Raw genomic sequence first — 25,591 nt, forward strand, 5'->3', positions numbered from 1 at the left:
CCTGGGCCCGCGTGCACTACGGTGCTTTCTCGTGCGCTTGGTGATTGCTACGTGTTCTGTGGACTACTCGGGGCGGCTGACGGCTCATCTGCCGATGGCGCCGCGGTTGCTGATGGTGAAGGCGGACGGATCGGTGCTGATCCACGCCGACGGCGGGTCGTACAAACCGCTGAACTGGATGTCGCCGCCGTGCAAGCTGGTCGAGGAGGAGAACGTCTGGAGTGTCACCAACAAGGCTGGTGAAGAGCTCCGGATCACGCTCGAGGAGGTGCACAGCGACACCGCGTACGAGCTCGGGCAGGACCCGGGGCTGATCAAGGACGGCGTCGAGGCGCACCTGCAGGAGCTGCTCGCCGAGCACGTGCAGACGTTCGGCGACGGCTGGACGCTGGTACGGCGGGAGTACCCGACCGCGATCGGCCCGGTCGACCTGCTGCTCAGGGACGCCGACGGCAAGCACGTCGCGGTCGAGATCAAGCGCCGCGGCGAGATCGACGGTGTCGAGCAGCTCACCCGGTACGTCGAGCTCCTCAACCGCGACCCGCTCCTCGCCCCGGTGCGCGGCATCTTCGCGGCCCAGCTGATCAAGCCGCAGGCGCAGTTCCTGGCGACGGATCGCGGGCTGGAGTGCGTGACGGTCGACTACGACGCGCTCCGCGGCATGGAGTCCGACGTACTTCGGCTCTTCTAACTACTGACAAAGCAGGAAATTTGCCCGATTTCGGGCAGAAGCTTTGCCATGGCCCCGGAAACACTGCATGGTGGTCGAGTGATCAGTGAGGCGGCGGCCGTGGAGCCGGTCGACGAGCTGGCCGATCAGGTCAGCCGGACGACCGGGTTGCCGGCCGAGGTCGCGCGACGCGTGGTCGCCGACGTACTGGCCTATTTCACCGAGACGACCGAGGAGTACGTCCGCCGCCGGCACCGTGAGCTGCAGACCTACGGTGCCCGCAACGACGAGATCTTCGCCCGGCTCGGCACCGAGCTCCGGCACTGGCCGGTCCGCTCGCCCGATCTCTCTGCCCGGCAGCTGCGACGGATCGTCTACGGCTGACCGGTCCAAACCCTTTCGAAAGGCACCCACTACATGTGCGGAATCGTCGGGTACGTCGGCACGAAGCCGGCCGCGCCCATCCTGGTGGACGGACTGGCCCGCTTGGAGTACCGCGGCTACGACTCGGCGGGCATCGCCGTGCTCGGCTCCAGCGAGCTGAAGGTGCACAAGGACGCCGGCCGGGTCCGTGAGCTGGAGGCGTCGCTGCCGAAGCGGTTCGGCGGCAAGCTCGGCATCGGCCACACCCGCTGGGCGACGCACGGCGGCCCGAGCAAGGACAACGCACACCCGCACGCCAGCGGCAACGAGCGGATCGCGGTCGTGCACAACGGCATCTTCGACAACGCCGCGGCGATCCGCACCCAGCTCGAGGACGCCGGCGTCAAGCTCCGCTCGGAGACCGACACCGAGGTGCTCGCGCACCTGATCGAGCAGTCCGACGGCGCCACCCTCGAGGAGAAGGTGCTGGCCGCGCTACACCGGATCGAGGGCACGTACGGCATCGCGGTCGTCGACCTGGACTTCCCGGACCGGATCGTGGTCGCCCGCAACGGCAGCCCGCTGATCCTCGGCATCGGCGACGGCGAGATGCACATCGCCTCCGACGCGGCCGCGCTGATCCGCTACACCCGCCAGGTCGTCTACTTGGACGACGGCGAACTGGCCACCGTCCGCGCCGACGGGTACCGGACCTTCACCCAGGACGCGTCGCCGACCACCAAGACCGCGAAGACCGTGGAGTGGGAGGCCGAGGAGTTCGAGCGTGGCCTGCACGAGCACTTCATGATGAAGGAGATCCACGAGCAGCCGGACGCGGTCGGCCGGGTCACCCGGGGCCGGCTGGACGAGCGGTTCCACACCGTGCACCTCGGCGGCCTGAACATGGACGCCCGCGAGGCGCGGGAGATCAAGCGGGTCAAGATCCTCGGCTGCGGGTCGGCGTACTACGCGGGCCAGATGGGCGCGCAGTTCATCGAGGAGGTCGCGCGGATCCCCGCCGACGCCGAGCCGGCCTCGGAGTTCCGGTACCGGAACCCGGTCGTCGAGCGGGACACGCTGTACGTCGCGGTGTCGCAGTCGGGCGAGACGCTCGACACGCTGGTCGCCGTCCAGGAGCTGAAGCGCAAGGGCGGGCGCGTCATCGGGCTGGTGAACGCGGTCGGGTCGAGCATCGCGCGGGAGGTCGACGGCGGTGTGTACCTGCACGCCGGGCCGGAGGTCTCGGTCGCGTCGACGAAGGCGCTGACCAACATGGCGGTCGGGTTCGCGATGCTCGGGATCCACCTCGGCCGGATCCGCGATGTGTCCCCCGCCGACGGGCGGCGGCTGATCGAGGGCCTGAAGAAGCTGCCCGCGGACATCGCCGCGATCGTCGCGCAGGAGGAGGAGCTGGCGAAGATCGCGGGTCGGCTGGCGCAGCACGAGTCGCTGTTCTTCGTCGGGCGTACGCGCGGGTACCCGGTGGCGCGTGAGGGTGCGCAGAAGCTGAAGGAGATCTCGTACCGGCATGCCGAGGCGTACCAGACGTCGGAGCTGAAGCACGGCCCGCTCGCGCTGATCTCCCCGGACGTGCCGAGCGTCGCGATCGTCCCCGACGACGAGCTGGTCGACCGCAACATCGGCGCCCTGCACGAGATCGGCGCCCGTTCGGGCCCGCTGTACGTCGTCACGCACCCCGGCGTCGACATCCCCGACGGCGTCGAGGCGAAGATCGTGGTCCCCAAGAACGAGCCCGAACTCGACCCGATCCTGCTGACAATCCCGCTCCAGATCATCGCGTACTACGCGGCCGTAGCCCTAGGCCACGACGTAGACAAGCCCCGCAACCTGGCAAAGTCGGTCACGGTCGAGTAGTCCCGACCTCCAAACACCAGCAGCCCCACCGCGCTTCGCGCGGCGGGGCTGCGTTGGTAATGGAGCCGAGCCAGACCTGGTGTCAGCCGGCAGCACCAACCCAGCACCTGGTGTCAGCCGGCGGCACCCACCCAGCTCCTGCTACCTCCGCACAAGCACCCACCGCCCGACGCAGGCACCTACCCGGCGCCCGTTGTCCGGCGTGTCCACCCGCGCTCGGCGCAGGCACCCACCCGGCGCCCGTTGTCCGGCGAGTGCACCCGCGCTCGGCGTGAGCGCACGCCTGGCGTGGGGTGCCTTTAGAGCTGTTGGCCTGGGGTGGGGGCGCGGCGGGTGGTGGTGGTTGTGGGGTGGGTTGGGGTGGTGGAGGTGATCGTGGTGCCGGGGCGGGTCATGCCGCTGAGGGCGTGGTCGGCGGCGCTGGCGGCTTCGGCTCGGCGGTCGGCGCGGTTGAGGGTGCGGTCCGGGCCGAGGGCCTGGTAGGGGTGGAGGTTGAAGTTGGCGACCAGGCGTTTGCAGACCTCGACGCCGCGGACCGAGTTGCCGGCCGCGTCCAGCCGTGGCGAGAACGTCACGACGGCGAGCCGCTTCGACGGGACGACCATCAGCACGTTCCCGGAGACGCCGCTCTTCGCGGGCAGCCCGACCTGGTCGGAGAACTTCCCGGAGTCGTTGTACATCCCGCTGTGCCCCATCACCGACAGCACCCGCCCGGCGGTCTCCTGCGAGAACACCCGCTCCCCCGAATACGGCGCCACGCCGCCGTTCGCCAGCGTCGCACCGGCAGCCGCGAGCCGTTGCGCGTCAACCTCCAGCGAGCACACCTGGAAGTAGAAGTCGGCAGTCCGCGCCGCCCCGTCCTCACCCGAGGCCTTCAGCATGTCCGCGGCCTTCATCAGACTCGCCAGCCCACGGTTCCCGTCCCCGGTCGCTTTCTCCGCCAGGTACGTCTCCTGGTCGAACCCCGGCGCCTCGCCCATCATCCGCGCCCACGTCCCGTGCACGGTCCGGAACCGGTCGCTCGTCTCCTTGCCGTGGTCAACCAACGCGAGCGTCGCCATCGCTCCCGCGTTGATCATCGGGTTGTGCGGCCGCCGCCCGTCCCCCAGCGACAGCCGGTAGTCGTTGAACGTCCCGCCGCTCTGCTCCTGCCCGACCCACCGATGCACCTCGGTCGACCCCAACTGCTCGAGCGCCATCGCATAGCTGAACGGCTTGGATGTCGACTGCACACTGAACCCGACCCCCGCATCCCCGACCGAGTACGTCTGCCCGTCCGCGGTACAGATCGCGATCCCGAACCGCTCCGGATCCGCGTCCCGCAACGTCGGGATGTAGTCCGCGTTCGCCCCGTCCCGGTTCGGCAGTACGTCGGCGTAGATCTCGTCGACGCCCCGCGCCAGCTCCCGGAACTCCTCCACCGGCACCGCCAGCTCGTCGTTCAGCGCCCGGTACACGAGCCCGTCGCCGTACTGCGCGACCGCGGCGAACTGCCGCAGATCCAGCTGTACCGGCTGGCTGTCCACCCCGATCGGATCCGGTACGCCGGTCAGCGCCGCGCGTACCCGCCGGTCACCGGGCTGGATCCCGGCGCGGCCGAGCGCACTGAGCAGCTCCCACGCCCAGATCCGCCCGTCGTCGTCCTTGTCGATCGCCTCGAACGCTCTGAACAGTTGCGGCGGAGATACGTCCATGGCCGCAGCCTGTCTGCCTCATATTTCCGCTTCGGTCACCTGGCGTTACGGCCACGTCAACCAGCATCTTGTTGGACAAGCTGACTACTTGTACGATCACCTGCCATGGACCGGATCCGGCAGGTGCGGTTGTCGTCGGTCGTGTTGCCGCTGCGGCAGGCGATCAGCGACGCGAAGGTACTGACCGGCCGGCAGCGGCCGATGACCGAGGTGGTGTTCCTGTTCGCGGAGATCGCCACCGACCAGGACCAGCACGGGATCGGCTTCAGCTACTCCAAGCGCGCCGGCGGTCCGGCGCAGTACGCGCACGCGAAGGAGATCGCGGGCAACCTGATCGGCGAGGACCCGTCGGACATCGGCAAGGTGTACGACAAGCTGCTCTGGGCCGGCGCGTCCGTCGGCCGGTCCGGGGTCGCGACGCAGGCGATCGCCGCGATCGACATCGCGCTCTGGGACCTGAAGGCGAAGCGCGCCGGTCTCCCGCTGGCCAAGCTCCTCGGTGCGCACCGGGACTCGGTCCGCGCGTACAACACCTCCGGCGGGTTCCTGCACGCGCCGATCGACGAGGTGCTGGAGAACGCCTCCAAGTCGCTCGCCGACGGCATCGGCGGCATCACGCCGTTCCTGAAGCTGGCGACGCTTGCCGACCACAACGGTCTGCAGCTCGCGCCGCACTTCGCGATGGAGATCCACCTGCACCTCGCGGCGGCGTACCCGCGGGAGCCGTGGGTGGAGCACTTCGAGTGGCTGAATCCCTTGTTCAACGAGCGTCTGGAGACGGTCGACGGGCGGATGCTGGTCCCGGACCGCCCCGGCCTCGGCTTCACCACCAGCGAGCAGTGCGCGCGCTGGACGGTCGACAGCTGCGAGTTCACGTGAGCGGCCTCGCCGTCCAGATCGTCGAGGACCTGAAGCAGCGGATCCTCGACGGCGAGATCGCGCCCGGCGCGAAGCTGCCGGGTGAGAACAGCCTGGTCGAGGAGTTCGGGGTGAGCCGGACGGTCGTCCGTGAGGCGGTGTCCCGGCTGCAGGCGGCCGGGCTGGTGGAGACGTTCCAGGGCCGCGGCTCGTTCGTCCTCGAGGTGCCGGAGCGTACGCCGGGACTGCGCGCGGTCCGCTCGCACCGCGACGTACTCGAGCTGATGGACTTCCGGATCGGCGTCGAGACCGAGGCGGCCGCGCTGGCCGCGGTACGCCGTACCACCCATCAGTTGAAAGGGATCGAGCGCGCGCTGGACGACTTCCGCCGGGTGGGCGACGATCCGGGACGGTCGGTCGACGCCGACTTCGCGTTCCACCTGAAGGTTGCCGTTGCGTCCGGCAACCGTTTCTACGGCGACCTGGTCACGGACCTCGGTCCGATGATGATCATGCTGCCGCGGACCCGGCTGGACCCGGCGTACGAGATGTCCGACCCGGAGCACCTGACCCGGGTGGTGCACGAGCACGAGAACATCCACGCCGCGATCGCGCGGTCCGATCCCGAGGCGGCCCGGGCGGCGGCACGGGTGCACCTGGCGAACACCCGGGCCCGGCTGCGCTGATGTTCACGCTGGAGCAGTTGAGCGCATTCGTCGCGGTCGCCGAGGAATTGCACTTCGGGCGGGCCGCCGAGCGACTGCGCATGACGCAGCCGCCGCTCAGCCGGCAGGTGCAGAAACTCGAGCGCGCGGTCGGCGCGCGGCTGCTCGAACGCGACCACCGGAGGGTCGAACTGACCGAGGCCGGGCAGGCGTTCCTGGTCGAGGCGCGGCGACTCCTCGCGCTGGTGGAGACCGCCGGCGACCTGGCCCGCCGGGTGGATCGCGGCGCGGCCGGGACGCTGCGGCTCGGATTCACCGCGACGTCGGCGATCCGTACGCTCGGGCCGTTGCTCCGCAAGCTGTCCGAGGAACTACCTGACGTCGACGTGATCCTGCACGAGCAGGTCACCCCGGCGCAGGTCGACGGGTTGCTGCGCGGCGAGCTGGACCTCGGGCTCGGCCGGCCGCCGTTCGACCTCGACGTACTGGACACCCGGATCGTGTTCAGGGAGCCGTTGTGTGCCGTTGTCCCCGGCAACCATCGGCTCGGCTCGCTCGGCCGGCCGCTGACCGCCGCGGACTTCGCCGGCGAGCAGGTGATCAGCTACTCGCCGACCCAGGCCCGGTACTTCCACGAGTTGACCGTGCGGTTCCTCGCCGACTCGCAGCCGCGGATCGAGCAGCGGGTGCAGCAGATCCTCACCGTGATCCTGCTGGTCGCGGCCGGGCGCGGCGTCGCGCTGGTCCCGGCGTCCGCGCGCAACCTCGGCGTCGAAGGCGTGACGTACTGCGACCTGGACGGTCCTGGCGATCTCGTCGAGCTGCACGCGATCTGGCGGCGGGACGCGACCAGCCCGGTGCTGCGGCGCGTCCTTACGATGCTCTCAGAGCATCACTAGATCCAAAAACGATCTTGGACAGGTATCTATCGGCGTTCCTACGCTGACCTTCGTGACCCACTACTCCCCCGCCGAGCTGGCGGCCCAGCTAAAGACGGGGCTGCTTTCGTTTCCCGTCACCGCCTTCCACGACGACCTCAGCTTCCACGAGGCGGCGTACCGCGAACATCTGGCCTGGTTGAGCCAGTACGACGTCGCGGGACTGTTCGCGGCGGGCGGCACGGGTGAGGGGTTCTCGCTGACGCCGGCCGAGATCGACACCGTCGTACGGACCGCTGTGTCGGAGATCGGCGGGCGGGTTCCGGTGATCGCGCCGGCGACCGGCGGGACCGCGGCGGCGATCGAGGGCGCGCGGGCGGCCGAGGCGGCGGGCGCGGACGGGATCCTGCTGTTCCCGCCGTACCTGACGGAAGCCGGGCAGCGTGGTTTGATCGAGCACGTGTCGGCGGTGTGCCGCAGTACCGGACTCGGGGTGACGGTCTACAGCCGGGCGAACGCGATCCTCACCGACGTGACGGTCGCCGAGCTCGCGGACCGGAACCCGAACCTGGTCTGCCTGAAGGACGGCGTCGGGAACGTCGAGCAGATGACCCGGACGTACGCGCTGGTCGGCGAGCGGCTCACGTACGTCGGCGGACTGCCGACCGCGGAGACGTTCGCGCTGCCGCTGCTGCAGCTCGGGTACAGCACGTACTCGTCGGCGATCTTCAACTTCGTGCCGGAGTTCGCGCTCGGGTTCTACGCCGACGTACTGGCGCAGGACCGGGAGGCGGTGTACCGGAAGCTGCGGGAGTTCGTGCTGCCGTACCTCGACATCCGCGACCGGACCAAGGGGTACGCCGTGTCGATCGTGAAGGCCGGGGTGAACGCGATCGGTCGCAACGCGGGGCCGGTGCGACCGCCGCTGCAGGACCTCACCGCAGACGAGGTCTCGTTGCTGACGGCACTGATCGAGAAGGTGAAATGACTCCGACTGTCGTGTCCGTGGAGGTCGTGCCGGTTGCCGGGCACGACAGCATGCTGCTGAACCTGAGCGGCGCGCACGGCCCGTTCTTCACGCGCAATGTCGTGATCGTGACCGACAGCTCGGGCAACGTCGGCCTGGGCGAAGTCCCCGGCGGCGAGAAGATCGCCACCACGATCCGCGCCGCGGCCGATCGCTTTGTTGGCCAGCCCATCGCCCTGCAACGGGGTTTGCTGCGCACCATCTCCACAACATTCGAGGGCCTCGACAGCGGTGGACGCGGGGTGCAGACATTCGACCTCCGGACGACGGTGCATGCGGTCACCGGGTTGGAGTCGGCGCTCCTCGACCTCCTGGGTCAGCATCTCGACGTACCGGTCGCCGAATTGCTCGGTGAAGGACAGCAACGCTCCGCGGTCCCAGTACTGGGCTATTTGTTCTACGTGGGAGATGTGGTGCGGACGGATCTGCCCTACGTCACCGGTGGGGACGGGTGGGAGGGCGTGCGGCGGCGGCCGGTGCTGACGGCGGACGCGGTGGTGGAGCTGGCGGTGGCGGCGCGGGAGCGGTACGGATTCGCAGACTTCAAGTTGAAGGGCGGCGTGTTCGACCCGCACGTGGAGATCGACGCGGTACAGGCGTTGCACGCGCGGTTCCCGGACGCACGGATCACGGTGGATCCGAACGGGGCGTGGTTGTTGCGGGAGGCGGTCGCGGTGTGTTCGGGGCTCGACGGCGTCCTCGCGTACGTCGAGGATCCGTGCGGGGCGGAGGACAGGTTCTCCGGGCGCGAGACGATGGCGGAGTTCAGGCGGCGTACCGGACTCCGTACGGCGACCAACATGATCGCCACCGACTGGCGCGAGCTCGCGCACGCGATTCGTACCGACGCGATCGACATCCCGCTCGCCGATCCGCACTTCTGGACGATGGCCGGGTCGGTGCGGGTCGCCCAGCTGTGCAACGACTTCGGGCTGACCTGGGGCTCACACTCCAACAACCACTTCGACATCTCGCTGGCGATGTTCACCCACGTCGGCGCGGCGGCACCCGGTGAGATTACCGCGCTCGACACGCACTGGATCTGGCAGGACGGCCAGGCGCTGACCAAGCAGCCGTTGCAGATCGCCGATGGCGAGATCGCCGTACCGACCACACCCGGACTCGGCATCGAGCTCGACCGGGACGCGCTGGCCGCGGCGCACGAGCTGTACTTGGAGCACGGCCTCGGGGCGCGGAACGACGCGATCGCGATGCAGTACCTGATCGAGGACTGGGAGTTCGACCCGAAGCGGCCTTGTATGGTGCGGTGATGAAGGTCTTCTTGTCATCGGACATGGAAGGTACGGCGGGCGTCGTCGACTGGAGCCAGGCGCGCGGGCCTGCCACGGAGTACGAGTACTACCGCGGCCAACTGCAGGCCGAGGTGAACGCCGCGATCGACGGCGCGCGGGCCGCGGGCGGGACCGAGTTCCTGGTGAACGACTCGCACTCGACGATGCAGAACCTCCGGCCGGACGAGCTGCACGGGCGGGCGAGTTACCTGTCGGGCAAGCACAAGCCGCTGTACATGATGCAGGGGCTGGACTCCTCGTTCGACGCGATCTTCTTCGTGTCGTACCACGGTTCTGCTGGGTCGACCGGGTCCGTGCTGCACCACACGTACAACCCGCGGGCGATCGCCGAGGTGCGGCTGAACGGGGCGATCACGGGTGAGGCGGGGATCAACGCGCTGGTGGCGCTCGCGCACCAGGTTCCCGTCGTACTGATCTCCGGCGACCGAACCACGATCGACGAGGCACAGCCGTTCTGCCCGGACATCGAGTCGGTCGTGGTGAAGGACTCGGTCTCGCACAACGCCGCACTGTCCGTGCACCCGGAGCGCGCGCGAGAGCTGATCCACGACGGGGCGCGACGCGCACTCGCCCGACTGAGCGACATCCGTCCGCCGAGCATCACAGTGCCTGCCGAGCTGACGGTGCGCTTCCATGGACGGGCGTTCGCCGAGCTGGCGTGCGCGCTCCGCGGGGTGGAACGGCGCGAAGACAAAGTCGTTGCCATCCGCAACGACGATCCGCTGGAGCTCTACCGGACGTTCATCGCAACGGTGTTTCTCAGCCGCGGCGTCAGCGAGTAGGTTCTGGTCGCCCCCAGATGTTCGAGCGAGGTGACGCGCTCGACAAGACGACGTACGGCGGGCAGCCGGTCGCGGGCTGTCGGCGCTCAACCTGACCTCGCCGCACCGCGCGGTCGCGCTGGTCGACAACGTCGGGACCACGCCGGCCCGGGTGTCTACTCCCTCGCCGTCAACCTCCACTGACCGGTTGTCCCGGATCGCCACGCCATCACAATGCGGCGCATCGGCGGCCGCGCCGCCGTGGGCTGTCCCGGATCCGGCGATTGTGATGGCCTGGGGATCCGCCGTGAGCGGACCTCAGCCACTCAGCAGCCGCCGCGGCCGAAGCGATGGCACGCTCAGCCGCGACGGTCAGCGGGCCGATCGCCTGGGTTGATGAGTCGCGCAGTTCCGGGCGAGCGCCGTGGGCGCCGGCCGCGGTCGGCGGGAGGCGGCGGTCGAGCGGTCCAGTGTGGGTGGCGTGATCTTCGGGGACGGGTGACAATCTGTTGATGCGCGTGATCGTGGTGGGTGCGGGCGTGATCGGGTTGAGCTGTGCCATTCGGCTCGCCGAGGGTGGGTACGACGTGGCCGTGTTCGCCCGGGATCTGCCGTTGGAGACGACCTCGTCGGTCGCGGCCGCGATCTGGTACCCGTACCTGTCGGCGCCGGCGGATCGGGTGGCCGGGTGGTCGCGGGCGACGTACGAGGAGTTCAGCAAGCTCGCGGACAGCGAGCCGGCGGTGGAGCTGAAGCACGGGCGGGAGTTCCTGGTGCGGCCGACGCCGGATCCGCCGTGGGCCGACGTACTGCCGGACCTCACCCGGGTCGCGTCGCCGCCGAGCGGATTCGCGGACGGGTGGGCGTTCACGGTGCCGGTGATCGACATGCCGACGTACCTCCCGGCGCTGGTGAAGCGCCTCGAGGCGGCGGGCGGGACGCTGACCCGCGCGGCGCTGTCCGCGTTGCCAACCGGCGCCGATCTGGTGGTGAACTGCACCGGCCTCGGCGGGCGGCTGACCGCGAGCGACCCGACCGTGACGCCGGTCCGCGGGCAGGTGCTGACGGTCGAGCCGTGCGGGCTGACCGAGTGGTTGCTGGCGGACCGTTCGCAGGACGAGCTGACGTACGTCGTCCCGCGCCGGAACGACGTGGTGGTCGGCGGCACCAGCCAACCCGGCGACTGGAACCTCGCCGTCGACCCGCAAACCACCAAGGACATCCTCGACCGGGCGTCCGAGCTCGTCCCGCAGCTCCGCAACGCGAAGATCATCCGGCAACGCGTCGGCCTCCGCCCCGCCCGGCCCGCGATCCGCTGCGAACTCGTCCGCACCCACACCGGCGAGCCCGTCATCCACTGCTACGGCCACGGCGGATCCGGCGTGACCCTCTCCTGGGGCTGCGCCGACGAGGTCCTGGAACTTGTCCGCGGCATCTGACCCCCTGGTCATCCTCGACGGCGGCCTGTCGAACGCCCTGGAGGACCGCGGCCACGACCTGTCCGACGCCCTGTGGTCCGCCCGGCTGCTCCGGGACGCCCCGTCGGAGATCGCCGCCGTCCATCGCGCGTACTACCGGGCTGGTGCGATGGTCGCGACCACGGCGAGCTACCAGGCCAGCGTCGTCGGCTTCGAGCGGGCCGGCGTCGACCGCGCCGAGGCCGAACGCCTCATCACCAGCAGCGTCCACCTCGCCCGCGAAGTCCGCGACACGTTCCCCGGCCGTCTGGTCGCCGCCTCCGTCGGCCCGTACGGCGCGATGCTCGCGGACGGCTCGGAGTACCGCGGGAGGTACGGCGTCAGCCGCCGGGTACTGCACGACTTCCACGCCCCGCGCCTCGAACTCCTCGCGTCCGCCGGTCCCGACCTCCTGGCGGTCGAGACCATCCCCGACGCCGACGAAGCCGAAGTCATCGTCGAACTCCTGGCCGAGCTCGATCTCCCCGCGTGGTTCTCCTACTCGATCGAAGGCTCGCACACCCGCGCCGGCCAGCCACTGGCCGATGCCTTCGCCATCCCCGGCGCCGTCGACCAGGTGATTGCCGTCGGGGTCAACTGCTGCGCACCCGAGGACGTCCTGCCCGCCGTACGAACCGCGGTCGCCGTCACCGGCAAGCCCGCCATCGCGTATCCCAACCGCGGCGAGGCGTGGAACGCTGTCGCCCGCGCCTGGGTGGGCGACGGACGCGGGCCCGCAGAGTTCGCGCGCGGCTGGGTCGAGGCGGGGGCGGCGTACGTCGGCGGTTGCTGCCGGGTCGGGCCGGAGGACATCCGGCTGCTTGCCGACGCCACGGCCCATTCGCGCCCCCCGGTCCTTCCTGCTTGAGGATATCCGGATTCGCCGGTTGCCGGTTCTCGTTGTCCACAGGTGGTTGGTTCGGAGGCTGCGCCGGAGACGAGGGCAGGAACAGCGGTGCGGGCTTTGCGGAACATTTTCGGCGCCCAGCGACGAATAAGTTCCGAAAAGCTGCCACGGCCGGGTCGGCGCACCCCGGCTGCGCGCTGACGGTGACGGTGACGGTGACGACTGCCGTGTGGGACTGCCGTGTGGGACTGCCGTGGGGGACTGCCGTGGGGGATTGCTGGAGGTGCTTGCGGGGTCAGACGCCGAGGACCTGGCAGAGGAGGTCGAGGGCGCCGGGGTAGGCGTGGTCGGGTGGGGTGCCGTAGCCGACGATGACGGCTTGGCGGGTGGTGGGGGTGGGGTTGACGTGGTAGGTGGTGAGGGTGGCCAGGCCGAGGCTTTGGCGGGCGGCTCGGGTGACGATGTCTTCGGCGTCGCCGGGGACGTCCAGGAGGACGTGGAGGCCGGCGGAGATGCCTGCGACCTCGACGTCGGGGGCGCGGACGGAGAGCAGTTCGACGAGGCGGTCGCGGCGGCGGCGGTAGTGCAGGCGGGAGCGGCGGACGTGGCGGTCGTAGTGGCCGGAGGCAATGAATTCGGCGAGGACGAGCTGCTCGAGGGTCGCGGTCTGGTAGTCGGCGGTCCGTTTGGCGGCGACCACCGGCTCGATCAGGCGCTGCGGCAGCACCATCCACGCCAGCCGTAGCCCGGGCGCGAGGCTCTTGCTCGCCGTACCCGTGTAGACGACCCGCTCCGGATCGAGCGCCTGCAGCGCACCGACCGCCTGCCGGTCGTACCGGAACTCGCCGTCGTAGTCGTCCTCGATCAGCACCGCCCCGGACTCCCGCGCCCATTCGACCGCCGCGGTACGGCGTTCCGGTGCGAGCGGGACGCCTGTCGGCATCTGGTGTGCCGGCGTCAGCAGCACACCCTGCCCTGTCAGCGCGGACGTCTGCGCCCCCAACGCATCCACCGGTACGCCGGCCACCGACAGCCCGCGGGCCCGGATCACGTCCCGGTGCAGGTCGTACCCGAACTCCTCGACCGCGATCGTCGTACCGCCGAGGTTCTTGATCGCCTCGCTCAACAGACTGAGCGCCTGCACGTACCCGGAGCAGATCAGGATCCGCCCCGGGTCGGCCCGGACGCCGCGCGCCCGGGCGAGGTAGTCCGCGAGCACGCGGCGCAGCTCGATCCGGCCGCGCGGGTCGCCTAGCCCGAACGCCTCGTTCGGCGCCGCGGTCAGCGCCTTCCGCGCCGCGGCCAGCCATTCGGCCCGCGGGAACGTCGCCACGTCCGGAGCGCCGGGCGTCAGGTCGTACCGGAAACTACGGGCCTCGGGCAACGACACGGCAGGTGTCGCCGGGATCGCGGCGCGGTTCGCGACCACGGTCCCGGATCCTTGCCGCGCGGTCAGCCAGCCTTCCGCGACCAGCTGCCCGTACGCGTCCGCCACCGTGTTCCGCGCGATCCCGAGATCCTTCGCCAGCGACCGCGACGACGGCAGCCGCGTCCCCGCCGCCAGCCGGCCGGTCCGGATCGAGTCGTGCAACGCCCGCACCAGGTCTCCGCGACCGCGCGCGGCGGTCAGCTCCAGATGCAGGTCGGCCCCCGAATCCTCCATGGAACGGGACCATACAACGCCTCAGTCGCGGCGCGGCAGCAGCGCACTGACCAGCGCAATCGCCGGCCCCAGCGCGGCCGCGACCAGGAACACCCGGTCGTACCCGCCGGCCCCGACCGTGGTCAGCACCGCCAGCCCGACCGAGCTGCCGACCTGGCTCGCGGTGTTGGCCAGCCCGCCGACGATGCCCGCGTCGGCCGGGTCCACCCCGGTCGTCACGGTCGCCATCAGCGTCGGGAACATCAGCCCGATCCCGGCCGCGACCAGCAGCATCGGCGGCAGTACGCCGCTGAGGTACCCGCCGGCCTGCGACAACCACCCGAACCCGGCCAGGAACAGTACGGCGCCGCCGACGATCAACGCCCGTACTCCGACCCGTGGCAGCAGCGCCGACGCCACCCGCGCGACCACCACGAACGCGACCGCCGCCGGCGTCTGCGCGAGCCCCGAGCGGAGCGCGCTGTACCCGAGCACGTTCTGCAGATACAGCGACGTGAAGTACCACATCGCGATCGCGATCCCGCCGAACAACAGCAACATCGCCGTACCGACGGCGACCCGCCGGCTCCCGAACAACCGCAACGGCAGCATCGGCTGTACGGCGACCCGCGCCTCGACCACGACGAAGAGCACCAGCACGACGACGCCCACGAGCACCGGCACAGCCACCCGCGCCGAGGTCCACCCGTGGTCCGCGCTCTGCATCACCCCGTAGATCGCCGCCGCCAACCCACCGGTCGCCATCACAGCACCGGCAACGTCCAGCGACTCACGTCGTACCAGCCGACCGGCCGGCAACGACGCGAGAGCGGCGGTGATCAGCGCGAGGCCGATCGGCACGTTGATCAGGAAGACCCAGCGCCAGGACAACCCGGTTGTGATCGCGCCGCCCGCCAACGCACCCGCCATCCCGCCGACACCGCCCGCGGCGGACCAGGCGCCGAACGCCCGGGCCCGGTCCCGCGGTTCGGTGAAGGTCGTGTTGAGTACGGCGAGGGTCGCCGGCGCGAGCAGCGCCGCGCCGACGCCCTGCACGATCCGCGCCGTGACCAGCACCGTCGGCGTACCGGCGAGCCCGGCCGCGAGGCTCGCCGCGGAGAACAGGACGAGCCCCGCGACCAGCATCCGGCGACGGCCGAGGAGGTCCGCGGCCCGGCCGCCGAGGAGCAGGAAGCCGGCGAACGTCAACAGGTACCCGTTGACGATCCAGGCCGGCCCGGTGCCGGTGAAGCCGAGGTCGCGCTGGATCGACGGCAGCGCGACGTTCACGATCGACGCGTCCAGGATCACCATGAACTGGCTGACGCACGTCAGCGCCAGCACCAGGCGACGAGACATGGTCAGGCCTCCAGGGTCGGGTAGTCGATGTAGCCGCGGTGGTCGCCGCCGAAGTACGTGGCGCGGTCCGGGATGTTGTATGGGCCACCGGCGGCGAGGCGGGCCGGGAGATCCGGGTTGGCCAGGAACAGTGCGCCGAAGGCGATCAGGTCCGCCGTACCGTCCTCGATCAGGCCGAGTTCGTCCGGGCCGGTCGGCGAAGGCGCCGTGTGCGGGTTGAGAATCAGCGTGCCGTCCCACTCCTTGCGGAGCCGGTGCGTGAGCTCGCGGCCGCCCGCGGCCTCCATCACATGCAGGTAGCTCAGCTCGAGCGGGGCGAGACCGGCCAGCAGGGCGACGTACGTGTCCCCCGGATCGTCCTCGGCCATGTCGTTGACCGGGCTGCCGGGCGAGATCCGGAACCCGAGCCGCCCCGGTCCGACCACGGCTGCCACCGCGGTCGCCACTTCGATGCCGAAGCGGGCCTGGGCCGCGGGCGATCCACCCCAGAGGTCCGTACGGCGGTTCGTGTTCGGGGCGAGGAACTGGTGGATGAGGTACCCGTTCGCGCCGTGCAGTTCGACGCCGTCGAAGCCGGCTGTCAAGGCGTTCCGGGCAGCGCCGGCGAAGTCGTCGACGGTCTGCCGGATGTCGTCCTCACTCAAGACCCGTGGCGTGACGAAGTCCTGAGGGCCGTCGTGGGTGTAGACCTGCCCGTCGGCGCGGATCGCCGACGGGGCGACCGGGTGCAGGCCGTCGGGCAGCAGGCTCGGGTGACCGATCCGGCCGGTGTGCAGGAGCTGCGCGTAGATCACGCCTCCCGCCTGGTGCACCGCGTCGGTCACCTCGCGCCAGGCGGCGACCTGTTCGGCCGAGTGCAGGCCGGGCGTGTCCGGGTAGCCCTGGCCGACCGGCGAGGGCTGGGTCCCTTCGGTGACGATCAGGCCGGCCGTCGCGCGTTGGGCGTAGTACGCGGCGGCGAGCGGCGACGGGATCGTGCCGCGGGCGCGGCTGCGGGTCATCGGGGACATCGCGATGCGGTTGGGCAGGCGAAGGGTGCCGAGTTCGTAGGGGTCGAACGCCGTGGGCATGGGGAGTTCCTGTTCTGTCGGATCCAGATTACCTGTTCGAACAGGTAAGTACGTTAGATCATTCCCCAGGCTGTTTGATAACGTATAACTGTTCGAGCAGCGAAAGAGGTGCGTATGGCGGAGCCGTTGACCGACGCGATCGTCCGGGTGGCCAGGTTGCAGCGGATGCTCGCGCAGCAGCTGCTGCGCGGTGTCGGCCTGCACCTGGGTCAGGAGCTGGTGATGATGCGGCTCTGGGAGCACGGGCCGCAGACGCAGACCGAGCTGGTCCGCGCGCTCGACTCGGACTCGGCGACGATGACCCGGACGGTGCGCCGCCTGGAGGAGGCCGGCTTCGTCCGCCGCCACCCGAGCCCGACCGACAGGCGCGCCACGATCATCGAGCCGACCCCGGCCGGCCACGGCGTACGGCGGGAGGTCGAGCGGATCTGGGCCCGGCTGGAGACGAGCGCGGTCGGCACCCTGACACCGGCGCAGCAGGCCGAGGCGATCGACGTACTGCGTCTCCTGGAGGCCAACCTGCGGGAAAGTGGCCCACCGACTATCACCTGAAGTGGACCGGGTGTCCGGGCCGATGCTCGCCTAGATTGAAGCCATGAGCACAACGAAAACCCGGCGGGTCAAGCTCGCCAGTCTGGTACCGGACTTCTACAAGGCGCTGATCGAGCTGGACAAGGTGTCCGACAACGGGCTCGACCCGAAGCTGGCGCACCTGGTGCGGATCCGGGCCTCGCAGATCAACGGGTGCGCGTACTGCACCGACATGCACTCGCTCGACCTGATGGAGTTCGGCGCCGAGCAGCAGCAGCGGATCGCGCTGCTGCCGGTGTGGCGGGAGGCGCACAAGTTCTACACCGAGCAGGAGAAGGCGGCGCTGCAGCTGACCGAGGCGATCACGCTGATCAGCGTCGACCACGTCCCGGACGACGTGTACGAGGTCGCGGCGCAGGCGTTCGGCGAGCAGGACCTCGCGCAGCTGATCGCGCTGATCATCACGATCAACATGTGGACCCGCGTCGGCGTCACCGGGAAAATGGAGCCCGGCCACTACAAGCCATGACGGCTGAACACTTCCGCGCGCTGCACCACGGCGGTACGCCGCTCGTGCTGCCGAATGCCTGGGATCCGGTGAGCGCCCGGATCGTTGCCGACGCCGGCTTCCCCGCTGTTGCCACCAGCAGCGGGGCGGTCGCCCGGGTGCTCGGGTACGACGACGGGCAGCTAACCCCGCCGGAGGCGATGTTCGCCGCGGTGGCGCAGATCGCCCGCGCGGTCGACGTACCGGTGACGGCCGACATGGAGGCCGGGTACGGGCTGCCGCCGAAGGAGTTCGCAGAGCGGCTGCTGGAGACCGGGGCGGTCGGCTGCAACCTGGAGGACTCGGCCGGCGGTGCGCTGGTCGACGTCGCCCAGCAGGCCGACTACCTGGCCGAGGTCCGCGCGGCCGCGGGCGCCGAGCTGGTGATCAACGCCCGTGTGGACACGTTCGTACGGCGGCTCGACGACCCGGTGACCGAGGCGGTACGGCGGGGACGCGAGTACCGCCGCGCCGGGGCCGACTGCGTCTACCCGATCCTCGCGCCGCTCGACCAGCTGAGGCAGGTGGCCGAGGGCGTCGGCGGACCGATCAACGGGCACGCGGCCCCGGGCGGACCCACCCAGGCCGAGCTGGCCGCGGTGGGCGCGACCCGGATCTCGTACGGGACCAGCCTGCACAACTACGTGATGGACCAGCTGCGCGAGCTACTGCCCCGGCTCTGAGATCGGCTCTGAGAGGGTCCGCGGGAGCCCGAAGTACGGCGCGACCGTGGTCTCGAAGTGCACGATCTCGTGGACCCGGTCGCCGGCCAGGCCGATCACCAGCACCCCGATCAGGTGCAGGCCGCCGGTGACCGGGTCCCGGATGTACTCGCCCCAGGCCGGCTGCCCGTTCGCGCGGACCGGGACCATCGCGGCGATCTGCCGCCGGTGCGCGGCCAGCGCGGTGAAGAACCGGTGCGCGGCCTCGGTGCCCTGGTACTCGAACGGCAGCGGCGGCATCCGGACCCACGCGTCGCTGGTCATCAGCGCGATCAAGGCATCGACGTCCTGCGCGGTGAACGCCGCCACGAACCGCTCGGTCAGCTCCTGCTCGTCCTCGGTCGCCACCGGACTCGCGACGGCCTTCTCGTCCACCGTCGCCCGGGCCCGAGCGAGCGCACTGTTGACGGCGGCCTCCGTCAGCCCGAGCAGCTCCGCCGTCTCGCTGGCCCGATACCCGAGTACGTCGCGCAGCAACAAGACGGCGCGCTGGTTCGGCGGCAGCAGCTGTACCGCGGTCACGAACGCCAGCGAGATCGCCTCGCGCGACTCGTACCGCGCCTCCGGCCCGGGCAGCCGGTCCGGCAGTCCGGCGAGCAGGTCGTCCGGGTACGGCTGCAGCCACAGCACCTCCCCCGACCGGGACGGCTCCGGCGCCGGAACCGGCAGTGGTACGGCGGGAAGCGGCCGGCGGGACGTCGACCGCAGGATGTTCAGGCACCGGTTGGTGGTGATCCGGTACAGCCAGGTCCGCACCGACGAGCGGCCCTCGAACCCGCCCAGCCCGATCCATGCCGAGAGCAACGTTTCCTGCAGCGCGTCCTCCGCGTCCTGCAGCGACCCGAGCATCCGGTAGCAGTGCAGTTGCAGCTCCGCGCGATACGGCTCGACCAGCGCCGCGAACGCGTCCCGGTCACCTTCACGCGCCCGCTGCAGCAGTTCGTCCGGCATGAGACACCTCCGTCCCCATTGTTCCCACACCGTTGCTGACACCGGCACGCGCCCGAACTGATCGGTCCCCGCGCGACCAGTTCTCGCCGTACGCACGGTCTGTCCTCTGTGCAAGCACTGCGACAGCTGAAACGGAGAACCATCATGCAGAACGTCCTGATCACCGGGACCAACCGCGGCATCGGACAGGCGCTCGTCGAGGAGGCCCTGCGCCAGGGCGCCGAGCACGTGTACGCAGGGACGCGGGTCGCGCTGACGCACAAGGACCCCCGGGTGACGTACCTCGAGCTCGACGTGACCGACCAGGCGCAGATCGAGGCGGCGGCGAAGACCGTCGAGTCGCTGGACGTCCTGGTCAACAACGCCGGCCTCGCGGCGTACGACAACCTCAGCGACCGGGCGCTGGTCGAACAGCACCTGGCCGTGAACCTGCTCGGACCCCTCGCCCTCACGACCGCGTTCCTGCCGCAGCTGATCGAGGCGCGCGGGGCGATCGTCAACGTCCTGTCGGTAGCGGCGTTGGCGTCGCTGCCGATGATTCCGGCGTACTCGATCTCGAAGGCGGCCGCGTTCTCGCTCACCCAGGCGCAGCGGGCGCTGCTCGCACCGCAGGGCGTCCGCGTTCACGCCGTACTCACGGGTCCGACGGACACCGACATGTCGCGGGACCTCGACGTACCGAAGGCGGCGCCGCAGGCGGTGGCGCGGGCGATCTTCGACGGCGTCGCGGCCGGGGACGAGGAGATCTTCCCGGACCCGTTGTCCGCGATGCTCGCCCCCGGTTGGGCGAGCGGCGCCGTCAAGCAGCTCGAACGTCAGAACGCAGCGCTCCTGAGCGCGTAGACGAGCGCCCAGTCCTGGTCGTTCGCGAGCGGGTCGGCGACGTGGGCGGGCTGACCGTTCACGCAGCTCGGGTACACGAAAGCACACGTGGCCGACCCGTCCGGCGCGAAGCTGATCAGGTTCGCCCGCAGGATCGCTGCCTCGGCGCGGTCGAGCCAGTCCGCCTGCTCGGGCGACACCAGGTCTCGCGGCCAGGCGGCGTACACGACGGCGCTCAGCGCGGACCAGTAGTGCGGGAAGACGTCGCCCCACAGCCGCAACCGGCCGAACCAGTAGCCGTCCCAGTGCCGGATCGCGACGTGCCGCAGCCGTACGTCGGGCTGGTCGGCGGCGAACGCGGTCAGCCACGGGAGCCGCCTGGTCAGCTCGGTGCCGTCGATCTTGCCTGTCTTGTAGGCAGCCGCCAGTAGTTCGAGGAGCGGGGCGACCATCGACTGCTCGTAGTTGACCTCGTGCGGCGGCAGCTCGTCGCCGTACCCGATGAACGTCTGCGCGTGCCGAACCAGGTGCTCCTCCAGGCCCAGCTCGGTCAGCAACGGGCCGAGGTCGAACGCGAGGAAGTGGTCGCCGCCGAGCTCGTAGTACCGGTTCAGGATCCGGGTGGCGCCCTCGCGGTCGCCCTGCCCGAGCAGGAAGCGCGCGAACCACGGGAAGTTGTAGAGCCGTACGGCGTTCTGGTGGATGCTGTCGTCCTGGATCGTGCCCTCGGCGTCCAGCAGGTACTCGCGGACGAACTGCTCGTACCCGTTCAGTGCCTCGTCCAGCTCGGCGCGATCGCCCCAGCCGCGGTCGCGGACCTCCTGCAGCAGTAGGGCCATGCCGACACGCTCACGGGCGTCGGACCAGTCCCGCCACGCGCTCGCCGGCACGGTGAGGCCGCTGTCGTTGTCGTACGGCACGAACGCGTACTTGCGGTTCCCTGCCAGCTCGGGCCGCCGCTGGTGGTCGAGGATGAAGCGCACGCGGCGCTCGGCGATCACCTGCAGCGGCTCGTGGAAGAGCACCGCGACCCGGGAGCGACCGTCGTACGACGAGACGTGGTGCACGCCCGGGACGTCGCTCGTCAGCGGGTCGGCGCCGGTGAATTCGAGGGTCTCCCCCACCTCGGCCGCGAGCCGGTCAGCGGTGAGCTGGGGTGAGCGGTCGGCGTGGAACGCGGGCAGGTCGTCGTACCAGGCCAGCTGCCAGGTCCAGCGGTACGTCGCACCGGGTGCGAGCGTGATCGCCGGCTGACCGCCCATCGCGTGCGGCGCGCGGGCGTGGTCGGTCACGTGCAGGTAGATGTGCCCGCGGCTGTTGCTGCTGGTGCCGGGCTCGCGGGACTCCACGGAGTACGCCCACAGCTCGCCCTCCGTCAGCTGCAGCCCAAGACCCGGACCGCTGCCGTCCATCGGCGTCGCCCAGACCCAGGCGTCGGCGCCGCCCGTCCACACGTGCGCGTGCACCGAGCCGGTCAGGCTCTCCCGGCTGGACGTGTAGACGTCGCGGTACGGCGTACTGATCGCGACCGAGCCGAGCTCGATCGTGGTGTCGCCGGCGTTGCGGAGCTCGTACGTCTCGGTCCACCGGTCGCCGAAGCGGCGGCCGACCCGCAGTTCGAGGTCGCCGAACTGGTACAGCAGGTCGATGCCGCCGCTCCGCCAGCGGGTGTGCGCCGGGTTGTCGAAGCGGTACGAACCGCGGTCGGTGATCACGAAGCCCTTGCCCCAGGCGTGCAGGCTGTCGTGCACTACGCCCTCGTCCAGCAGCAGACGGCGGCCGTCGGGGTGCAGGACCTGAGCTACTGCACCGTCGTCGTACAGCTGGACCTGTCCCGGACCGAAGTCAAAACTTTCCACAATTCGCCAACCTATCGATGTCGAGAACCTGCCGGCGGCTCCGTCCCCCTGATGAGAAGCCACCAACCGAACGGATAGGAAACAGCCATGAACAAGCAGCAGATCGCCGAGATCCTCGCCAAGCCGTACGCCCAGGACCTCCTGAACGGCTCCGAACCGGCGCGGTTCGCGTACGACGGCCTGGACGGGGACCCGCGGGTGATCCCGATCGGGTTCTGGGTCGAGGGCGACCAGATCGTGATCGCGACCGTGCCGAAGTCCGCCAAGGTCGCGGCCCTGAAGAAGAACCCGAAGGTCGCACTGACCATCGACACCGGCGCGTTCCCGCCCAAGGTGCTGCTGCTCCGCGGCACCGCCGAGCTGGAGCTGGTGCCCGGCGTACCCGAGGGGTACCTGGTCGCCGGGCACAAGGTGATGACCGACGAGCAGTACCCGGCGTGGGCGGAGGGCGTGCAGGGGTTGTACGACGAGATGGTGGTCATCCGGGTCACGCTGACCTGGGCGAAACTGCTCGACTTCGAAACCACGATCCCGAAGGCCGTCGAGGACATCATCCGCGAGAAGACAGCCGGCTAGGTGCCCGTCGGATGGCGGTGGGTGGCTTGGAGGGCGGCGGCCGCGCCGCGGACCGCGACCGTGTGCGGGGCCGGTGCCGGGGTGACGCGGGCGCCTAGGCGCTGGCCAAGTTTGTAGGTGATCTCCGGACGGAGAGCGCCGCCGCCGGTGAGCAGCACGCCCCGGTCGAGTGCGTCGACCACCAGGGCGCCGTGCTCGCCGTGGAGCAGCTCGAGCAGCGACTCGCCGGCCACCTCCACGATCGGGAACACCGTCCGTACGTCGTCCAGGCCGAGCACCGTACGCCGTGCCTCCACAACCGCACCGCCTACGACCAGGGCGACCTCGGTCAGCTGAGCACCGAGGTCCACGACGAGTAGCGGCTCGGTGACATCTACCCGAGCCCCGAAAGCCGCCGCCTTCACGCTGTCGATCAACACAACGGACGCGACACCAAGCTCAGCCAGCACGGTACGAACGTTCTCCCGGTGCACGTCGTCGCACAACACAGGCGTGGTCACCACCGCAGTCAGCCGCTCCCGCCGCCCGTCCGTCACCACCGCACCGAGCAGCGCGCTCACCCCCGCCAGATCCTCAAAACACCCGCGGACCACCAACCGCCGCCCCCGCCCCGCCGTCGGCGCATCCAGCACCAGCCCCCGCCCCGAACTCCACACCCGAGCCCGAGCACTCCCAACATCCAAAGCCAGCCCACGCGGGCGGTTCACCGGTCAACTTCCCGTTCTTGGTGGCAGGTGGTGCAGTAGAGGGACTCCGGGCAGATGCGGAGACGGGGTAGTTCTATCGGGCCTCGGCAGTCGCGGCAGTGGCCGTAGTGGCCGGTGGACATCCGGTCCAGCGCGGCCTCCACGTCTGCCAGCACCAGTCGGGCCGCGACCACCAGCTGCCCGCGTACCTCGTCCAGGACCGCGTGTCCGCCGTACCCGGCCAGCTGCTCGCTCCGGAAGGCGCGTTGATCCAGCAGCTTCGCCCGCAGTACCGCGAGCTCGTCCTGCGGCAGGCCCCCGTTGCGTCGATTCGTCCGAGCCTGGCTGTTCACGCGTCTCCTCAGAGCGCCTGCTGCTGGCAGCGGACGCAGTACCGGACGTACGGCAGGATCTCCAGCCGGCCGACCGGGATCCGGGCGTCGCAGCCGCCGCAGACGCCGTACGTACCGTCCGACACGCGCTCGACCGCGGCGTCGATCTCCTTCAGGACCAACCGGATCGCGGTCGTCTGGGCCGTCACCAGGTCCTCGTTGGAGTTCGGCTTGTCGGCCTCCATCGTGTTCAGCTGCGCGAGCCGGGTGTTCCGCTCGTGCTGCAACCGTTGCAGGGTCTCGTGCACCCTGTGGTCGGGTGCGGTCTTCGGGCTCTTCATGCCCACACCATGGCCGCTGCCGCGCGGGTTGCCTATCGGGACCAACACCCATCTTGCGCCGGTGCGATCGCGTCCGGGCTGCCATAGTGGCGGGAATCTCGTTCACGGAAGGAGCGTGCCGCGGTGGCGCTGTTCTGGCGGATCTTCGGTCTCAACGCGGTCGTGCTCGGCGCTGCGACCGCCCTGCTGCTGTGGGCGCCGGTGACCGTGTCGGTACCGGTGCTGTTCACCGAGGCCGCCGTACTGATCGGCGGCCTCGTGGTGATGCTGGTCGCGAACGCGGTCCTGCTCCGGGTCGGCCTGGCCCCGCTGGCGCGGCTGAACCGGCGCATGTCCACGGTCGACGTACTGCGGCCCGGGCAGCGGCTGCCCGTGCAGGGGCATGGCGGCGTACCGGACGTACTGCGGGCGTTCAACGCCATGCTCGACCGGCTCGAGCAGGAGCGGGCGACCAGTGCGGCCCGGGCGTTGTCGGCGCAGGAGTCGGAACGCCGGCGGATCGCGCGCGAGCTGCACGACGAGGTCGGTCAGACGCTGACCGCCGTACTGATGGATCTGAAGCGGGCGGCCGATCGTGCCCCCGATCCGGGGCTGCGGAACGAGCTGGTGCAGGCGCAGGAGACGACCCGGGCGAGTCTTGACGAGGTACGGCGGCTGGCGCACCGGCTGCGGCCCGGCGTACTGGAGGATCTCGGGCTGACCAGTGCGCTGACCGCGCTCGCCACCGAGGTGTCGGACCACACCGGGCTGGAGATCCACCGGCGGTTCGACAGCGGGCTGGAGCTGGACGAGCAGACCGAACTGGTGCTGTATCGGGTGGCTCAGGAGAGTTTGACGAATGTGGCGCGGCACGCGGGTGCGGCGCGGATCGAGCTGTCGCTGGTACGGGAGGCGTCGGCGGTCGTGCTGCGGATCGAGGACGACGGCCGCGGCGCCGGGATGGCGCACGAGGGCGCCGGGATCCGCGGGATGCGGGAGCGGGCACTGCTGATCGGTGCCACGCTGGAGGTCGGCGACGGACCGCGCGGTGGCACGCAGGTCAGTCTGGCCGTTGGGAGCCCGTCGTGACGACGAAGATTCTGCTCGCCGACGATCATGCGCTGGTACGGCGCGGCGTACGGCTCATCCTCGACGGCGAACCGGACCTGCGGGTGGTCGCGGAGGCGTCCGACGGGAGCGAGGCCGTCGCGATCTGCCGCCGGCAACCCGTCGACCTGGCGATCCTGGACATCGCGATGCCGCGGATGACCGGGCTGCAGGCGGCCCGCGAACTGTCCGCGGTCGCGCCGGACGTGCGGGTGCTGATGCTCACCATGTACGACAACGAGCAGTACTTCTTCCAGGCGCTGAAGGCCGGCGCGTCCGGGTACGTGCTGAAATCCGTACTCGACCGGGACCTCGTCGAAGCCTGCCGGGCGACGATGCGCGGCGAGCCCTTCCTGTACCCGGGCGCGATGACTCGGCTGGTGCGCAGCTACCTGGACCGGGTCCGGCAAGGCGCCGACCTGCCCCAGCAGATCCTCACCGCGCGCGAGGAAGAGATCCTCAAACTGGTTGCCGAGGGCAACTCGTCGAAGGAGATCGCCGAACTGCTCACGATCAGCGTCAAGACCGTCGAACGGCACCGCTCGAACATCCTGCAGAAACTCGGGCTCAGGGACCGGCTCGACCTCACCCGGTACGCGATCCGGGCCGGGCTGCTCGAACCCTGACACCCTGCGCATGGATAATGGTATGCCAAATCC

The 25,591-nt window shown here is 70.2% G+C and carries 27 protein-coding genes; 18 read left to right on the forward strand and 9 right to left on the reverse strand.

Annotated features, from left to right (window positions below; translation table 11 throughout):
* Positions 1-31 precede the first annotated feature (31 nt).
* The 3 genes from nucS to glmS all read left to right on the forward strand — a co-directional run bounded on the left by nucS (position 32) and on the right by glmS (position 2,908).
* On the forward strand, positions 32-691 hold the full coding sequence (gene nucS / locus ACFV9C_RS23855) for an endonuclease NucS (RefSeq protein ID WP_380196804.1): 660 nt from the start codon (positions 32-34) through the stop codon (positions 689-691).
* Positions 692-772: 81 nt separating this feature from the next.
* Complete coding sequence (locus ACFV9C_RS23860) at positions 773-1,054, forward strand: hypothetical protein (RefSeq protein ID WP_380196963.1); 282 nt, start codon at positions 773-775, stop codon at positions 1,052-1,054.
* A gap of 33 nt (positions 1,055-1,087) precedes the next feature.
* Positions 1,088-2,908: a glutamine--fructose-6-phosphate transaminase (isomerizing) gene (gene glmS, locus ACFV9C_RS23865; RefSeq protein ID WP_380196806.1), complete on the forward strand. Its 1,821-nt coding sequence runs from the start codon at positions 1,088-1,090 to the stop codon at positions 2,906-2,908.
* A gap of 299 nt (positions 2,909-3,207) precedes the next feature.
* Here glmS and glsA read toward each other — a convergent pair whose 3' ends face one another.
* Positions 3,208-4,602 (reverse strand): glutaminase A, encoded by a 1,395-nt coding sequence (gene glsA, locus ACFV9C_RS23870; protein WP_380196807.1) that lies wholly within the window; start codon positions 4,600-4,602, stop codon positions 3,208-3,210.
* Between the two features lie 105 nt (positions 4,603-4,707).
* Between glsA and ACFV9C_RS23875 the strand changes: the two genes are divergently transcribed.
* From ACFV9C_RS23875 to mmuM, 8 genes are all read left to right on the forward strand, one after another.
* Complete coding sequence (locus ACFV9C_RS23875) at positions 4,708-5,481, forward strand: enolase C-terminal domain-like protein (protein ID WP_380196809.1); 774 nt, start codon at positions 4,708-4,710, stop codon at positions 5,479-5,481.
* Positions 5,478-6,146: a FadR/GntR family transcriptional regulator gene (locus ACFV9C_RS23880; protein ID WP_380196811.1), complete on the forward strand. Its 669-nt coding sequence runs from the start codon at positions 5,478-5,480 to the stop codon at positions 6,144-6,146. The genes ACFV9C_RS23875 and ACFV9C_RS23880 overlap by 4 nt, the downstream gene beginning before the upstream one ends.
* Positions 6,146-7,024: a LysR substrate-binding domain-containing protein gene (locus tag ACFV9C_RS23885; RefSeq protein ID WP_380196813.1), complete on the forward strand. Its 879-nt coding sequence runs from the start codon at positions 6,146-6,148 to the stop codon at positions 7,022-7,024. Before ACFV9C_RS23880 ends, ACFV9C_RS23885 begins: the two co-directional genes overlap by 1 nt.
* A 52-nt stretch (positions 7,025-7,076) precedes the next feature.
* Entirely contained in the window at positions 7,077-7,991 is a 915-nt protein-coding gene (gene kdgD, locus ACFV9C_RS23890; RefSeq protein ID WP_380196815.1) for a 5-dehydro-4-deoxyglucarate dehydratase, read from the forward strand.
* The gene (locus ACFV9C_RS23895) at positions 7,988-9,301 is read left to right on the forward strand and encodes an enolase C-terminal domain-like protein (RefSeq protein WP_380196817.1); all 1,314 of its coding nucleotides are present in this window, start codon (positions 7,988-7,990) and stop codon (positions 9,299-9,301) included. The genes kdgD and ACFV9C_RS23895 overlap by 4 nt, the downstream gene beginning before the upstream one ends.
* Positions 9,301-10,125 (forward strand): M55 family metallopeptidase, encoded by an 825-nt coding sequence (locus ACFV9C_RS23900; protein WP_380196819.1) that lies wholly within the window; start codon positions 9,301-9,303, stop codon positions 10,123-10,125. Before ACFV9C_RS23895 ends, ACFV9C_RS23900 begins: the two co-directional genes overlap by 1 nt.
* A 491-nt stretch (positions 10,126-10,616) precedes the next feature.
* Positions 10,617-11,543, forward strand: a complete 927-nt coding sequence (locus ACFV9C_RS23905; RefSeq protein ID WP_380196820.1) for an FAD-dependent oxidoreductase — start codon at positions 10,617-10,619, stop codon at positions 11,541-11,543.
* A complete protein-coding gene (gene mmuM / locus ACFV9C_RS23910; protein ID WP_380196822.1) occupies positions 11,527-12,429 on the forward strand; it encodes a homocysteine S-methyltransferase in 903 nt (300 codons plus the stop codon). The genes ACFV9C_RS23905 and mmuM overlap by 17 nt, the downstream gene beginning before the upstream one ends.
* Before the next feature lie 274 nt (positions 12,430-12,703).
* Here the strand turns inward: mmuM and ACFV9C_RS23915 are convergent, their stop codons facing one another.
* From ACFV9C_RS23915 to ACFV9C_RS23925, 3 genes are read right to left on the reverse strand one after another with little or no spacing between them, the layout of a single operon-like run.
* Positions 12,704-14,071: a PLP-dependent aminotransferase family protein gene (locus ACFV9C_RS23915; RefSeq protein WP_380196824.1), complete on the reverse strand. Its 1,368-nt coding sequence runs from the start codon at positions 14,069-14,071 to the stop codon at positions 12,704-12,706.
* Positions 14,072-14,092: 21 nt separating this feature from the next.
* Entirely contained in the window at positions 14,093-15,409 is a 1,317-nt protein-coding gene (locus ACFV9C_RS23920) for an MFS transporter (RefSeq protein ID WP_380196826.1), read from the reverse strand.
* A gap of 2 nt (positions 15,410-15,411) precedes the next feature.
* Positions 15,412-16,479, reverse strand: coding sequence for an alkene reductase (locus tag ACFV9C_RS23925; protein ID WP_380196828.1), 1,068 nt, complete (start codon positions 16,477-16,479; stop codon positions 15,412-15,414).
* Between the two features lie 114 nt (positions 16,480-16,593).
* On the opposite strand from ACFV9C_RS23925, the gene ACFV9C_RS23930 reads away from it, so the two are divergent.
* Genes ACFV9C_RS23930 through ACFV9C_RS23940 form a run of 3 tightly spaced genes read left to right on the forward strand, consistent with a single transcriptional unit; the run spans position 16,594 to position 18,240 of the window.
* Positions 16,594-17,031 (forward strand): MarR family winged helix-turn-helix transcriptional regulator, encoded by a 438-nt coding sequence (locus tag ACFV9C_RS23930; RefSeq protein ID WP_380196830.1) that lies wholly within the window; start codon positions 16,594-16,596, stop codon positions 17,029-17,031.
* 43 nt (positions 17,032-17,074) lie between these two features.
* The gene (locus ACFV9C_RS23935; RefSeq protein WP_380196832.1) at positions 17,075-17,539 is read left to right on the forward strand and encodes a carboxymuconolactone decarboxylase family protein; all 465 of its coding nucleotides are present in this window, start codon (positions 17,075-17,077) and stop codon (positions 17,537-17,539) included.
* Positions 17,536-18,240, forward strand: a complete 705-nt coding sequence (locus ACFV9C_RS23940; protein ID WP_380196834.1) for an isocitrate lyase/phosphoenolpyruvate mutase family protein — start codon at positions 17,536-17,538, stop codon at positions 18,238-18,240. Before ACFV9C_RS23935 ends, ACFV9C_RS23940 begins: the two co-directional genes overlap by 4 nt.
* Here the strand turns inward: ACFV9C_RS23940 and ACFV9C_RS23945 are convergent.
* Entirely contained in the window at positions 18,223-19,230 is a 1,008-nt protein-coding gene (locus ACFV9C_RS23945; protein ID WP_380196836.1) for a sigma-70 family RNA polymerase sigma factor, read from the reverse strand. The two genes, ACFV9C_RS23940 and ACFV9C_RS23945, sit on opposite strands and share 18 nt — an antisense overlap.
* A gap of 144 nt (positions 19,231-19,374) precedes the next feature.
* On the opposite strand from ACFV9C_RS23945, the gene ACFV9C_RS23950 reads away from it, so the two are divergent.
* Complete coding sequence (locus ACFV9C_RS23950) at positions 19,375-20,073, forward strand: SDR family NAD(P)-dependent oxidoreductase (RefSeq protein ID WP_380196838.1); 699 nt, start codon at positions 19,375-19,377, stop codon at positions 20,071-20,073.
* Here the strand turns inward: ACFV9C_RS23950 and ACFV9C_RS23955 are convergent.
* A complete protein-coding gene (locus ACFV9C_RS23955) occupies positions 20,046-21,911 on the reverse strand; it encodes a hypothetical protein (protein WP_380196840.1) in 1,866 nt (621 codons plus the stop codon). The two genes, ACFV9C_RS23950 and ACFV9C_RS23955, sit on opposite strands and share 28 nt — an antisense overlap.
* An 87-nt stretch (positions 21,912-21,998) precedes the next feature.
* Between ACFV9C_RS23955 and ACFV9C_RS23960 the strand changes: the two genes are divergently transcribed.
* Positions 21,999-22,487, forward strand: a complete 489-nt coding sequence (locus ACFV9C_RS23960) for a pyridoxamine 5'-phosphate oxidase family protein (protein WP_380196842.1) — start codon at positions 21,999-22,001, stop codon at positions 22,485-22,487.
* On the opposite strand, the gene ACFV9C_RS23965 is transcribed toward ACFV9C_RS23960, so the two are convergent.
* The 3 genes from ACFV9C_RS23965 to ACFV9C_RS23975 all read right to left on the reverse strand — a co-directional run bounded on the left by ACFV9C_RS23965 (position 22,484) and on the right by ACFV9C_RS23975 (position 23,846).
* Positions 22,484-23,047 carry a rod shape-determining protein gene (locus ACFV9C_RS23965; RefSeq protein ID WP_380196844.1) on the reverse strand — a complete coding sequence of 188 codons (564 nt, stop codon included), beginning with the start codon at positions 23,045-23,047 and terminating at the stop codon, positions 22,484-22,486. The two genes, ACFV9C_RS23960 and ACFV9C_RS23965, sit on opposite strands and share 4 nt — an antisense overlap.
* Positions 23,048-23,190: 143 nt before the next feature.
* On the reverse strand, positions 23,191-23,526 hold the full coding sequence (locus ACFV9C_RS23970; RefSeq protein WP_380196846.1) for a TraR/DksA family transcriptional regulator: 336 nt from the start codon (positions 23,524-23,526) through the stop codon (positions 23,191-23,193).
* Positions 23,527-23,534: 8 nt separating this feature from the next.
* Positions 23,535-23,846: a TraR/DksA family transcriptional regulator gene (locus ACFV9C_RS23975; RefSeq protein ID WP_380196848.1), complete on the reverse strand. Its 312-nt coding sequence runs from the start codon at positions 23,844-23,846 to the stop codon at positions 23,535-23,537.
* A gap of 123 nt (positions 23,847-23,969) precedes the next feature.
* Between ACFV9C_RS23975 and ACFV9C_RS23980 the strand changes: the two genes are divergently transcribed.
* Positions 23,970-24,914, forward strand: a complete 945-nt coding sequence (locus ACFV9C_RS23980) for a HAMP domain-containing sensor histidine kinase (RefSeq protein WP_380196850.1) — start codon at positions 23,970-23,972, stop codon at positions 24,912-24,914.
* Entirely contained in the window at positions 24,911-25,558 is a 648-nt protein-coding gene (locus tag ACFV9C_RS23985; RefSeq protein ID WP_380196852.1) for a response regulator, read from the forward strand. Before ACFV9C_RS23980 ends, ACFV9C_RS23985 begins: the two co-directional genes overlap by 4 nt.
* Positions 25,559-25,591: the final 33 nt, after the last annotated feature.

The organism is Kribbella sp. NPDC059898, from assembly GCF_042730855.1.
GTDB lineage: Bacteria > Actinomycetota > Actinomycetes > Propionibacteriales > Kribbellaceae > Kribbella.